We start from the raw sequence: 12,034 nt of genomic DNA, 5'->3' as shown, positions 1-12,034 counted from the left end.
CGAACGGCGTCGGCAGGGCTGCATCCGGGACCATCGCAATAGTGAGCCCGGCCAGCAGGGCGAGGCCGAGCATTGCCGCCGCCACACGCCGCAGCATGCGCCGGAACAGCGCCGCGGCGACCGGATGCCGGCCCTGGGCGGCCAGCATCGCCATGCTGGCGCCCCCCGCCAGGACGAGGCCGCCATCCGCAAAGGCCAGGGCCGCCGGTATGGCCGTCAGCAGGCTCCAGCGGCCGAACCGGGCGGGGCCCCAGGCGGCCACCAGCAGCGGCACCGAGGCGAGTTGCACCACGGCCGTGACGCCTTGGGCATAAAGGTTGGCGCCGATGCCGCCGAGCAGCCGAGCCTTCATCGACTGGGTTCCCCGACCAGGGCGCGTCGAAACAGGCCGACCCGCATGGCCGACCTCGCGGCGCTCCGCCCGGGCGGTGGTGAGCGCCGGGTACCCTTCGTTGTAGCGGGCCGCGAGTTCGGCTTCGCGGCGCGACGCTTCGGATTGTTGTTGGCGCAGCTGCACGATCAAGGGCGAGCGCACCACGTCCGGGATCGCCTCCATGCCCTGGCCATGCGCCACGGTGCCCCGCGCGCCGTCGAAGCGCGCCCAGGCCTGCGCGGTGTCGACCCTGGCCTGGGCCAGCCGGGTGGTGAGGTCGCCCAATTGCTGCTCGTTGAGGGTGCCGGGCCGGCTCGTGGCGGCAGCGCCCGTCGCCGTAAGGCCGTGGACACGGCGGAAGCCGTCGAGCGCGTCCTCGGAGCCGCGCAGGTGCTCGCCGAGGGGCCCGAGCCGCTCGGCGAAGAAGGCCGCCTCGCGCCGCGCCGTTTCCAATCGCGCGTCGCGCTGGTCGGCCACGAAGGCCGCCGCGACCGCATTGGCAAGCCGCGCCGCCAGATGCGGCTCGGGCGCCGCAACTGCGATCGACAGCACATAGCCCTTGCCGGAGCGTTCGACCTTCAGGGCCCGGAACAAGGTTCCGACCGCATAATGTTCCGGCGTGCTGGGCAAGGCCGGCTTACGGCCCATGAGGCCGGCCAGCAGGCCCCCGAGGCGGCCGCCGGGCCGCGGGCCGCCATAGCGCGGGTCGGCCGCCAGCCCCTCGTCACGCACCACGCGCGTCAGCACCGCATTGCCGCGGATCTGCGCGATGGCGCTTTCGACGCTGCGGCCTTATGTAGGAAACGCACCAGACTGTAACCGCCTGTGATGCCTAGTGCAATCGGATGCGGTGACATTTGGTGAGTGAGAGGCTTCACCCGGAAAGATGCTTGCGCATCCGTTTATGCCCATTTATGACTGGTTTCAGGTAAACTCATCATAAGTCGGTCAAAACGTGGACCCTGTTCGTAATCCTTACGTCCCTGGCGCCGGTACTCCTCCGGCTGAGTTGGTTGGACGAGATGATCTTCTTACAACCGCTTCGACCGCTTTGCGACGGGCAGGAATGGGCCGTTCGACACAGAGCCCAATCCTTGTTGGCCTGCGAGGCGTGGGTAAAACGGTTCTTCTGGTTAAAATTCGTGAACTTGCCAATGCCGAGAAGTTTCGTACGGCTTCAATCGAAGCTAGTGAGACTAAAAGCTTAGCTGATCTTCTTGTCCCAGAGCTGCGCCGCATTTTATTGAACCTTAGCACGGTACATGCTGCACGCGAACAAGCAAGACGTGCTTTAAGGGTACTAAAAAGCTTCCTAAGTGTTGTAAAAGTAAGTTTTGGTGATCTAGAGCTTGGTATTGAACCAGAGCTAGGCGTTGCGGACACTGGTCAATTAGATATCGACCTTCCCGACCTGATGATGGCCGTTGGTGAGGCCGCCAAAGCGGCAGATACAGCAGTTGCTATTTTAATTGATGAGCTTCAGTACCTATCACAGTCTGAGTTTTCAGCACTAATTGCTTCAGTCCATAAAATAAACCAGTACAAGCTTCCTGTCGTGTTAGTGGGGGCTGGACTTCCGCAAATATTGTCTCTCTCGGGAGAGGCCAAATCATATTCTGAACGTCTTTTCACGTACCCTATCGTCGGCCCGCTGCCGCCGGATGATGCGAGGAGAGCTATCAAAGGCCCTGCCGAAGAAGAGGAAGTTTTTTACGAAGAAAATGCTGTTGAAGAGATGATCAGGGTCACTGAGGGCTATCCATACTTTATCCAACAGTGGGGGCACGAAGCTTGGAATCTTGCTGAAGAGCCAATAATTAGGCTTGTAGATGTGCAGGCTGCCACGAGTGCGGCGATCAAGAAGCTCGATGAAAGCTTTTTTCGACATCGTTTTGACCGATGCACCCCATCAGAAAAGCGGTATTTACGCGCTCTGGCCGAGCTTGGCCCTGGGCATCATAAGTCTGGAAGTATTGCTGAACGGCTTGGGCTAAAAACGACAAGCGTAGGTCCGACAAGATCTAAGCTGATAATAAAAGGCATGATCTACTCGCATCAACATGGTGACACGGCATTCACCGTTCCGCTTTTTGACGCATACATGAGGCGAGTTATGCCCGTGTTTGTCGGACCTAAGTCAACCTGACTTCTGACGCTCCGATTGCAGCGAGACACTGCACGAAGAACACGGCCGTAAAGCTCCCGCGTGCGATCTTGTTGCGGATGTTCCGCTCGTTGTCGTGCACCCCTACGGCCGCCAGCTTCTCGGCAAGCTGGGCGTAGGTCACGCCCCGCCGCTTCAACTCGGCCTTGAGGATGCCCTTCACGCGGGTGTCCCACTTCTCTTCGACGGCTTCGGCTTGGTCGATCATTCCGGTGCCCTGTCGTTGGTGTAAGAAGGCTGGTTGGCAGCGGGAGACCAAATGCGCCTCCCGTCGCGACCTCGCAGAATGACAATCGCTCCTTCGGGTGGCGCGTGGGCGGTCAGGAACTGTTTCGCGTCCTTGATTGCCGCATTGTCGGATGGCGATTGAAAGGTGTCTTCCCGAAGGATCTGCGTCAATCGATGCTCACCATCCTGCTCACAGGTTTGCAATCGATACAGGTCCATGTCGCATCCATATCTGTAACTAACGACATCATATCCGGTGCTAATGCCATTGACAACGATGCGGCAATGTCATCATATCTGATGCGTAAGCACCGGATACGATGTCATGGCCTCCCATTTCCTTCTCTCCGCCGAAGCCCGCACCCTCTCGCTCAAGGCGATCTATAAGGGTGGCGAAGACAAGGCCTATGCCACGTTCCGCCGTATGCGCTGGCCCGAGACGGAAGGCGCCCCTGTGTGCCCTCGCTGTGGCGGCCTGAACGCCTACGAGATCACCACCCGTCGCAAGTTTAAGTGCCGGGCCTGTCATCACCAGTTCTCGGTAACGAGCGGCACCATCTTCGCATCGCGCAAGCTGGCCTTCGTGGACCTGTGTGGCGCCATCGCAATCTTCGTCAACGCCGTGAAGGGCCTCTCGGCCTTGCAGCTCTCCCGCGATCTCTCGGTGCAGTACAAGACCGCCTTCGTGCTGGCCCATAAGCTCCGCGAAGCCCTTTCGGTCGAGATGAAGGGCATGGGCCTGTCAGGCGAGGTCGAGATCGACGGCATGTACACGGGCGGCGTGGTCCGCCCCGAGAACCGCAAGGAGGATCGCAAGGACCGCCGCCTGAAGGCCAACCAGTCAGACGAGCGCCGCGTTGTCATCGTCATGCGCGAGCGCCAGGGCCGCACCCTGACCTTCGTCGGCAAGAGCGAGGCTGAAGGCGTGGAACTGGCCAAGGCTCACGTTGCGCCCGGCTCTAAGGTCTATGCGGACGAGGCCCTGCATTGGGACCGCCTGCATGCGATCTTCCCCGACGCGGGCCGCATCAATCATTCCGAGGCCTACAGCGCGGATGGCGCCAACACCAATCAGGCCGAGTCCTACTTCTCTCGCCTACGCCGCATGATCGTCGGCCAGCACCACTTTGTGTCGGCCAGCTACCTCCACCAGTACGCTTGCGAGGCGGCTTGGAAGGAAGATCACCGCCGCATGTCGAACGGCGCGGCGTTCAATCAGACGCTCCGTTGCGCGATGGTGTCGCCCGTTTCGCGGACGTGGAAGGGGTATTGGAACCGGGCAGTCTAGGCTAAGCTAGGAAAACAACGACCTGTAGATTAAGTGCAACGCATGAGGCGAAACATTTTTGAATTTCAGAAAATGGCACATTGTTTCGTAATAATCTGAGTCAATTTCAGGCTTTCTGTAAGCTGACACTCGATCCGTTCTAGATTTTTCGTAAAAATTTACAATCTGGTAGCCGAGATCAAATGCTAAATACTCGTTAGAGTAAGCAAAGAGAATTTTTCTAAATGCAGTTTCAAATCTGTCTGGAGCATACCCAGGAGCATCTTGAGGATTTGCCAAAGAGTCGGTTGCCTCAACAACCGGGGACATACGGCGGATCCAAAAGGCAAGATGTCCAGCTTGCTTGAAGTGATCAAGGCCGTTGACGAGGTTCTTCTCGTGGTCTCCGACACGCTTGAGGTCGTTCTTCCATGATCCCCAGGAGTCAACAAGACGAGGCTTGGACAAAACGGGAAGAAGCCGAGCAGCGCTAAAAGCGCTCTCGGCGTAATTTTGGAAGGTGGAGCTAAAGCTAAATACGTCTGCAGAAAGAGCCGTAAGCGTTCTACTCGTAATCTGCATAACTGCTTCCGAAATCAGGGTCGGCCTATCCGGCAGTCATTTACCCTGACAGCACTCAACGAATCCCGTGACCAGTTCGATGGCCGCGTTTGTGTCTGTTTCGGGGAGATGGTTTGTGGGATAGCCGTATTCCGGCTGGATACCAGCTTCAATCTGCTGCGTAAACCATCCCGTAATAAAGCGTGCATCCGACTGCGGTGCTTGCACCTGCTGATTGCTCCTCATTGACTCTGTTGCCATAGTCCGCTCCCAGCGCACCCTGAAGGTACGACACAACGCCGGCCAAGCGTGCGCTTAGCCGGACAATGTTATGTCAAACCGATTTAAGGGAGTTAGAGAGGAATGCAATCCTTCTTATGAATCATAATTAGTGTGACTTTGGCGCATGTTCAGATCACCAACTCAGGAAAGCCAATTCAATCAGGATCATGGCTGACTCTTTTCAAAAACAAAATCTGCACCCAGGTGCAAACAGTCTCACCCCAACGCCCACACCTTAACCCCATTCACCGCCAGCTTCCCCACGCACCGAACCTGACCCCGCGCCTCGGCCTTGCCAAGCGTTACCGTCAGCGACCGGATCACCGTGCGCCGGAAGGCCTTCTCGTTCTTGCTGACACCCTTGGCTGCCATGACGGCCTCGGCAATGGCGCGCACGTCGATGCCGTCTGGATGGCCTTCCATGGCCTTCAGAGCGAGACGCTTCTGTTCCCCTGAGTTGAAGACCTTGCCTAAGCCCATGTAGGCCGGTGGGGCGTCTATCTGGCCTCTGCGGAAGAGTTCTGCCGTGGCCTGGAGATGGACGAGATCGCGACGGGCCGCTGCGACGCGGGCCTCCATGTCGGTCAGGTAAGCCTCAATCTTTCGGATCTTGTTTGAGAGGGTGAGGGTGAATGCGCTATCGGCCATAGCGCTTACCCTTTGTCAGCCCTAGCCTTTGCCTAGTTTCACAGGGCGAATCACCCAATGCCAAGCGCAACGTTTGAACTGCTTCGCAACGCCGTGCTGACCAAGCGGCGGGTTTCGTTCTCGTATCAGGGCTATCATCGCGAGACGTGCCCGCATGCGGTCGGTTGGAAGAACGGCAAGGAGCAGGTCCTTGTCTTCCAGTATGCAGGCGAAAGCTCGAAAGGTCTGCCGCCCGAAGGCGAATGGCGATGTATGCCTGTCGCAAACGTCGCGGATGCACGCATACAAGCTGGCCCATGGATGACGGCCAGCAATCATTCGCAGCGACAGACCTGTATCGATGAGGTTGCCGCCGAGGTGGATTACTGAGCGTTCTTGAACGCCAGATATTCCTCTGCGAGTTCGCGCGAGTTGGACTTCTCGTAGAACACGACGAGATAAATTTCACCGTCTGAGCCGATCGCCTCGACTGACCAGACGCCAGGCTCGTCGCGGCGTTCGGACAACTCCCACACCAGCTTATGTGCGCTCTGGAACTGAGCATGATTGGCAATCTCATTCATTTCTGACCTACCTAGTTTGTCATTATATTTAATGACGTACCGCATTGAATAGCGTGCTTGTTGGTGCGTTTCCTACATAAGGCCGCGACGCTGGCGGTGTCGAGGCTGGCGGTGGACGCCACATCGTCGGGCCCGAAGGCCTTGTCGCGCCGCGGGTCGAGCAGCACGTCGGCGCGGGCCAGGTAATGCGTCGGCGCGACATGCAGCGCCAGCACGGTGGCGAGCAACACCGCCAGGGTGGCGAGCGCGATGTCGGCGGCGCGGCGGCGCAAGAAGCCGCAAAGCCACAGCAGGGTGCCGGGGTCGTTCGAGGGGAAGGGCTCGGTCGGCACGGCGGGCCTCAATACCGGTAGCGGGCGCCGAGCGTCGCAACCGCACGCCCGTAGGAGGCGGCTGGCAAGCTCGATCGCAGTCGGACGAGGCGGAGGTCGGCCAGGAGGTCGAGGTCGTGCCGCCACGGCACCACAAGGGTGGCGTCGAGACTGAGGAGATCGTCCTGCCGGGCGGTGCCGAGGTAGCGCAGCGCCGCATGCTGCAGGTCGAGTTCGGCCGACCAGGATGCCGAGGGCGCGGCCCGCAGCGTCACGGCCTCGCGGGTGACGTCGAGCGGGGTGCCGAGCGGTGCCCCCGGGGTGCCGACCGCGGCTTGGTCGAGGGCCCGGTCTACCGTGAAGCTCACGGTCCAGGCGGGACTCGGCCACCAGGACAGGCGGCTGCCGAAAACCGGCTCGGCAATCGGGCGCGGCCGCGTCGAATAATCCTGCCGTTGCAGCCCAGCATAGACTTCGCCGCCCAGGAGGCCGATGCGCTCGCTCCCGAGGCCGGCCACGAGGCGGGTGCCGTGCGACCGCTCGGGCGCGGCATCGAGCGTGCGCCAATTGGCGGCCGGCTCGGCGAAAACGAACAGCGCCGGGCCGAGCGGCAGCCCGAAGCGCGCCTTGACGTCGGTTCGGGTCTGGGCACTGAGGCCGAGCGTCGAGGCCGAGCCGCGCGTCGCGCCGTCGGTGAAGCTCGCCTTCGAGACAGCACCACCCAAGGTCGCGAAAGCGAGGCCGAAGGTTTTCTGCACCGAGGCCGCGAGCGTCGCATCGCGCGTTCCAAGCGGGCGGCCCCGGTCGCGGCCGAACACGGCGGCGCTGTTGTCGATGCGATCGCGAACCTGGGCGACCTCGCCCTGCAGGCGCAGGATCAGGTCGCGCCGGGGCGCCCAATCGTGCAGCACGCCGACCCGCCCCTCGAGTTGGTCGGCATCGGGCTGCGCCGGGTAGAGCTGGGTGTCGGCGGCGCCGTAAAGCACGGTGGCATGGACGCCGCCCTGGCGTTCGACCAGCAGGCGCGGCGTCAGCCGCAATCCCGGCTCGGCCCGCCCCGGCCTGCGGCGCTGGAACGGGTTGCTGTCCACCACCGCCCCGACGCCGATCGACGGCCAGGCCAGAAAACCGCCCCACGCGGCGCCCGATTGCGCGGCGGCGCGCCACCGGGGGCGGGCCTCGGCCATGGTGGCGGGCGTCAGATAGTCGAGGGCGTCCTGCGGCTTCGGCATGGCGAGATCCTCCGCCCACGCACCCGCGGACGGGCTCAGGACGCACAACAAGGCCAGCCACCGGGCACGCATGGCACAAGCACTCCCGGCAGCGGATTTCGGCGAATGGGTTCAGGATCGACGCAGCGTCGTGCCTAAAACCATCGCTCCGGCACGCGGATCAGGTCTCCGGGCTGGATGACGAGGTCGTACCCGATGTCATATTCGGCCAGGCGGGCTTCGCCGGCATGCTGGATCATCACGGTGGAGCTGCTGGCCCGATACGTCTGGCCGCCCGCCACCGCCAGGGCCCGCCACAGATTCAGGCCGGCCCGATACGGATATTCGCCCGGCTTCTCGACCTCGCCGAGCACGTAGAACGGGCGCTGGCTGAGCAGTGCCACGGTGACCTTGGGGTCACGCAGGTAGGTCCGGCGCAACGCCAGCGCGATCGCGGCCTCGAGGTCGCGGGTGGTCTTCCCCAGGGCCGGGACGGGGCCGGCGAGCGGCAATTGGAGGATGCCGGACGGCGTCACTTCGTAGCTGCCCGAAACCCCGTCCTCGCCGAACACCGTCACCTGGACCCGATCGCCACCGTGCAGCCGGGCGTCTTCGCCGGCCGGCACCACGGCGCCGCCCTCCACGGCCGCATGGGCCTCCCCGGCCGGCGGAACGCATCCCGCGAGGCCGGACAGCAGACAGCACGCCGCAACGATCAGAACAACGATGTTCATGATTTTCCGCCCCAACAACGCGGGCTTCGCAAAACGGCGGATGTTCCAGACATGCCTTCCGTTAAGGCATGTTACTAACGATTTATTAACGGACGCAATAACAATGAAGCGTCATTCAACTTAAATCGCGCCATCCTCCAGGAGGGTAACCCTATTCTGGAAGCAAATAGGCTACTCCCCCAAAGTAAGGCATCGACGTTTCATGCGCTCATCCCACTCCTCCGGTTCCCGTTTCGAACGGGACATCGGCTATGCTCGGGCGATTGTCGACGACGATTGGATCTTCGTGTCCGGCACAACCGGCTTCGACTACCATACCGGCATCATCGATGACGATGTCGTGGCACAGGCCAAGCAATGCCTGGCCAACATCGAGGCGGCCCTCGGGTCGGCGGGCTTCGGCTTGAAAGACGTCCTGCGGGTTCGCTATATTCTACCCGACCGCGCCGATTTCGAGCCCTGCTGGCCCATGCTGCGGCACGCTTTTGAGCGCGTGGGGCCGGCCGCCACCATGATGGTCGCGGGCTTGGCGGATCCGCGCATGAAGATCGAGATCGAGGTGACGGGACGTCGTCGGGCCGACGAGGGTCCTCAGGCGGCCTGACGCTGGCGGAACAGGAACCCGTCGCGGATCGTCGCCGCGAGTGCCGCTGCGGCCGGCGTGGCGCCGGTGCGCGGCAGGTGAAGGTTGACCGTGAAGCTCGGCAGCGGCGGCAGGCCGCAACTGGCCGGCAGGACCTCGAAGCCCGAACCAACCGTGCTGGCCAGCAGTGCCGACACGGCGAGGTCGGTCTGCACGGTGGCGTTCATCATGGCGGCGCCATCGGCTTCCGTCACCGAGCGCCATGCAAGCCCGCTGGCCTTCATCACATCGAGGATGGCGGGGCGGAACGCGCAGGTGTCGCAATAAAGCGAGACCGGCAGCGGCCGCCGGCGGAAAGCCTCGCCGCCCTTCGCCCCCACCCAGACCAGGCGGTCGGTCAGCAGCCCTTCGCCACGCGTGCGCCCCACAGGCTCCTCGGCCAAAGCCACGTCGAGCCGATCGGCCGCGAGCGCGGCCAGGAGGTCGGGCGAACTCAGGCAGGTAAGCGTGATGTCCACCCGGGGGTGCAGGCGGGCGTAAGCCTTGAGGATCGGCGGCAGGTAGGTCTCGACAAGGTCCGAAGGCACGCCGAGCCTCACCGTACCGTCGAAAGGCGCGGTGGTCATTTCAGCCCAGATCTCGTCGTTCAGCGTCAGCAGGCGCTTGGCGCGGGCATGCAGTCGTTCCCCCGCGTTGGTCAGTGCCAGGCCCTTGCGGTCGCGGTCGAACAAGGGAGCGCCGAAGCCGTCCTCGAGGCGCTTGATCTGCTGGCTGACGGCAGCCTGGGTCAGGTGCAGCGCCTCGGCGGCGGCCGTCATGCTGCCGGCGCCAGCCACGGTCACGAAAGCGCGGATCAGGGCGGTGTCGAGATTGCGGACCATCGGCTCAGCATAACGAGTGGTGATAACTGAGATAATGAACATTCGTTGTTCTTATGCAAGGGCCGGCTTTATTCTGGAGGGACCAACAAGGAAGTCCGTCATGTCCATCCTGTCCCTCCCGTCGGCGTCGCGCACCCGCACCACCTCACCGCGCCCGGTCATGGCCAGCATCGCGGCCCGCTGGACGGACCTGGTTCTTGCCTGGCGCCACCGGCAGGCCGAGCGGACGATGCTGGCCCTGTCGGATGCCATCCTGCACGACATCGGCGTCGCCCGAAGCGAGATCGCCACCGTGGCGCGGCACGGGCGCTCGCCGCGTCGCTGAGCTGGCCCGCGATGGTTCATCGGCCCTTAATCCGCCCGCATTAACCTGAAGGTCGGTCCCGAACGGTTCCACCGAGGGAGCATGGGCAAGGACGGACGAGATGGCGGAACATCGTCGGACCGCGGCGGGCGTCGCGAACCGCGGCTGTCCGCGCCCGGCCGACGCCGCGATGCCGTCGCGGTCTCGGCCGAGGACCGCCTGCTCGATCAGGCCCCCGGGCGTCGCGGCGAGCGGCGGGAACCCGGCTTCGATCCAGCTTTGGAACACCCCGCGGGCCCGGTGATGGGCCGGCGCGGCACGACCTCCGAGCGCCAGGGTCGCCGCAAGGGCCGTCGCAGGCGTTCGCTGCTCGGCGGCCTCAGCTATTGGGCCGCGGTGCTGGGGCTTTGGGCGCTGGTGGGCCTTGGCGGCTTCGTGGCCTATGAGGCGCGCGACCTGCCGCCGATCGACCAGCTCGCGGTGCCGAAGCGCCCGCCCAACATCGCCATCCTGTCCAGCACCGGGCAGTTGCTGGCCAACCGGGGCGACACCGGCGGCGCCGCCGTGGCTCTGAAGGATCTGCCGCCCTATGTGCCGCAAGCCTTCGTGGCCATCGAGGACCGGCGGTTTTATTCGCATTGGGGCATCGACCCGGTCGGCATCGCCCGGGCGCTGCTGCGCAACTCACGCGGGGGCGCCGTGCAGGGCGGCTCGACCCTGACCCAGCAGCTCGCCAAGAACCTGTTCCTCAACCAGGAGCGCACGGTGTCGCGCAAGGTGCAGGAGGCGATCCTGGCGCTGTGGCTCGAGCACAAATACACCAAGGCCCAGATCCTCGAACTCTACCTCAACCGCGTTTACTTCGGCTCGGGTGCCTACGGGATCGAGGCGGCGGCCCGGCGCTATTATGCCAAGGACGCCAAAGCCCTGACGGTGCCCGAAGCGGCCGTGCTGGCGGCCTTGATGAAGGCGCCGACCAAGCTCGCCCCCAACCACAACCCCGTGGCGGCGCAGGAGCGCGCCGCCCAGGTGATCGCCGCCATGGTGGAGGAAGGCTTCATCACGCCCGAGGTCGCCCGGCAGGCGCTCAGCAAGCCGGCCACCGTGGCGCATGCGCGCGGCGACGGGTCGGTCAATTACGTCGCCGACTACGTGATGGACACGCTCGACGACACGGTCGGGGCGTTTGACACCGACATCGTGGTTACCACCACGATCGACCCGGCCATGCAGGGCGCGGCCGAGCGGGCGCTGGCCGATGCGCTCAACAAGGACGGCACGAAGCTCAGCGTCAGCCAGGGGGCCCTGGTGGCCGAGGATTCGGTCGGGGCCATCAAGGCGCTGGTCGGCGGCCGGGCTTACGCGGACAGCCAGTTCGACCGGGCCGTGGCGGCGCGCCGGCAACCCGGCTCGGCCTTCAAGCCTTTCGTCTACCTCGCGGCCATCGAGCGGGGGATGACGCCCGACACGGTGCGGAACGACGCCCCCATCGACGTGCAGGGCTGGCAGCCGGAAAACTATTCCCGCCGCTACATGGGGCCCGTGACCCTGACCACCGCGCTGGCGCAATCGCTCAACACGGTCGCGGTTCGGCTCGGGGTCGAGGTGGGGCCGAAGGCCGTGATCGCCACGGCGCACCGGCTCGGCATCCAGTCGCCGCTGGAACCCAACGCCTCCATCGCGCTCGGCACCTCGGAAGTGACGCCGCTCGAGCTCGTCACCGCTTATGTGCCGTTCGGCAACGGCGGGTTGGGCGTGCAGGCCCACATCATCACGGCCGTCAGGCGCGCCAGCGGCCAGCCGCTCTACAATCGCAAGGCCGGCGGCACCGGCCGGGTGATCGACAAGGCGGCAGTCGGCATGATGGACGCCATGATGCGCGAAACGCTGATCAGCGGCACCGCCCGCAAGGCCGACCTGCCGG

16 protein-coding genes and 1 pseudogene are annotated in these 12,034 nt (G+C 63.8%); 6 read left to right on the top strand and 11 right to left on the bottom strand.

Annotated elements, in window-relative coordinates; translation table 11 throughout:
- Positions 1-1,120, bottom strand: a pseudogene (locus P7D22_RS20410) (hypothetical protein); the annotation flags it as partial.
- 208 nt (positions 1,121-1,328) lie between these two features.
- On the opposite strand from P7D22_RS20410, the gene P7D22_RS20405 reads away from it, so the two are divergent.
- The gene (locus tag P7D22_RS20405; RefSeq protein WP_319936101.1) at positions 1,329-2,519 is read left to right on the top strand and encodes an ATP-binding protein; all 1,191 of its coding nucleotides are present in this window, start codon (positions 1,329-1,331) and stop codon (positions 2,517-2,519) included.
- On the opposite strand, the gene P7D22_RS20400 is transcribed toward P7D22_RS20405, so the two are convergent.
- Together P7D22_RS20400 and P7D22_RS20395 are read right to left on the bottom strand one after the other, a co-directional pair.
- Positions 2,506-2,745, bottom strand: coding sequence for a DUF6471 domain-containing protein (locus P7D22_RS20400; RefSeq protein ID WP_319936100.1), 240 nt, complete (start codon positions 2,743-2,745; stop codon positions 2,506-2,508). The two genes, P7D22_RS20405 and P7D22_RS20400, sit on opposite strands and share 14 nt — an antisense overlap.
- Positions 2,742-2,984 carry a hypothetical protein gene (locus P7D22_RS20395; protein ID WP_319936099.1) on the bottom strand — a complete coding sequence of 81 codons (243 nt, stop codon included), beginning with the start codon at positions 2,982-2,984 and terminating at the stop codon, positions 2,742-2,744. Before P7D22_RS20395 ends, P7D22_RS20400 begins: the two co-directional genes overlap by 4 nt.
- A 106-nt stretch (positions 2,985-3,090) precedes the next feature.
- Between P7D22_RS20395 and P7D22_RS20390 the strand changes: the two genes are divergently transcribed.
- Entirely contained in the window at positions 3,091-4,053 is a 963-nt protein-coding gene (locus P7D22_RS20390; RefSeq protein ID WP_319936098.1) for an IS1595 family transposase, read from the top strand.
- 6 nt (positions 4,054-4,059) lie between these two features.
- On the opposite strand, the gene P7D22_RS20385 is transcribed toward P7D22_RS20390, so the two are convergent.
- The 3 genes from P7D22_RS20385 to P7D22_RS20375 all read right to left on the bottom strand — a co-directional run bounded on the left by P7D22_RS20385 (position 4,060) and on the right by P7D22_RS20375 (position 5,523).
- Positions 4,060-4,614 (bottom strand): hypothetical protein, encoded by a 555-nt coding sequence (locus P7D22_RS20385; protein WP_319936097.1) that lies wholly within the window; start codon positions 4,612-4,614, stop codon positions 4,060-4,062.
- A 36-nt stretch (positions 4,615-4,650) separates the two neighbouring features.
- Positions 4,651-4,854, bottom strand: a complete 204-nt coding sequence (locus P7D22_RS20380) for a hypothetical protein (protein ID WP_319936096.1) — start codon at positions 4,852-4,854, stop codon at positions 4,651-4,653.
- 237 nt (positions 4,855-5,091) lie between these two features.
- Entirely contained in the window at positions 5,092-5,523 is a 432-nt protein-coding gene (locus P7D22_RS20375) for a hypothetical protein (protein WP_319936095.1), read from the bottom strand.
- Between the two features lie 57 nt (positions 5,524-5,580).
- On the opposite strand from P7D22_RS20375, the gene P7D22_RS20370 reads away from it, so the two are divergent.
- Positions 5,581-5,892, top strand: coding sequence for a hypothetical protein (locus tag P7D22_RS20370; RefSeq protein WP_319936094.1), 312 nt, complete (start codon positions 5,581-5,583; stop codon positions 5,890-5,892).
- Here the strand turns inward: P7D22_RS20370 and P7D22_RS20365 are convergent.
- From P7D22_RS20365 to P7D22_RS20350, 4 genes are all read right to left on the bottom strand, one after another.
- Positions 5,886-6,086, bottom strand: coding sequence for a hypothetical protein (locus P7D22_RS20365; RefSeq protein WP_319936093.1), 201 nt, complete (start codon positions 6,084-6,086; stop codon positions 5,886-5,888). The genes P7D22_RS20370 and P7D22_RS20365 overlap by 7 nt on opposite strands.
- Before the next feature lie 11 nt (positions 6,087-6,097).
- Positions 6,098-6,418 (bottom strand): hypothetical protein, encoded by a 321-nt coding sequence (locus P7D22_RS20360; protein WP_319936092.1) that lies wholly within the window; start codon positions 6,416-6,418, stop codon positions 6,098-6,100.
- Between the two features lie 8 nt (positions 6,419-6,426).
- Complete coding sequence (locus tag P7D22_RS20355; protein WP_319936091.1) at positions 6,427-7,629, bottom strand: outer membrane beta-barrel protein; 1,203 nt, start codon at positions 7,627-7,629, stop codon at positions 6,427-6,429.
- Positions 7,630-7,763: 134 nt separating this feature from the next.
- Positions 7,764-8,342, bottom strand: a complete 579-nt coding sequence (locus tag P7D22_RS20350) for a polysaccharide biosynthesis/export family protein (RefSeq protein WP_319936090.1) — start codon at positions 8,340-8,342, stop codon at positions 7,764-7,766.
- Positions 8,343-8,544: 202 nt separating this feature from the next.
- Here P7D22_RS20350 and P7D22_RS20345 point away from each other — a divergent pair, with 202 nt between their 5' ends.
- On the top strand, positions 8,545-8,946 hold the full coding sequence (locus tag P7D22_RS20345) for a RidA family protein (RefSeq protein WP_319936089.1): 402 nt from the start codon (positions 8,545-8,547) through the stop codon (positions 8,944-8,946).
- On the opposite strand, the gene P7D22_RS20340 is transcribed toward P7D22_RS20345, so the two are convergent.
- Positions 8,934-9,806, bottom strand: a complete 873-nt coding sequence (locus tag P7D22_RS20340) for a LysR family transcriptional regulator (protein WP_319936088.1) — start codon at positions 9,804-9,806, stop codon at positions 8,934-8,936. The two genes, P7D22_RS20345 and P7D22_RS20340, sit on opposite strands and share 13 nt — an antisense overlap.
- A gap of 100 nt (positions 9,807-9,906) precedes the next feature.
- On the opposite strand from P7D22_RS20340, the gene P7D22_RS20335 reads away from it, so the two are divergent.
- The gene (locus tag P7D22_RS20335) at positions 9,907-10,131 is read left to right on the top strand and encodes a hypothetical protein (protein WP_319936087.1); all 225 of its coding nucleotides are present in this window, start codon (positions 9,907-9,909) and stop codon (positions 10,129-10,131) included.
- Between the two features lie 81 nt (positions 10,132-10,212).
- On the top strand, positions 10,213-12,034 hold a 1,822-nt coding region (locus tag P7D22_RS20330), incomplete at its 3' end, for a transglycosylase domain-containing protein (protein WP_442916125.1).

The organism is Lichenihabitans sp. Uapishka_5 (assembly GCF_033947565.1).
Classification (GTDB): Bacteria; Pseudomonadota; Alphaproteobacteria; order Rhizobiales; family Beijerinckiaceae; genus Lichenihabitans.
The sequence above is the reverse complement of the archived record's forward strand: the minus strand, read 5'-3'. Positions and strand labels throughout refer to the sequence as shown.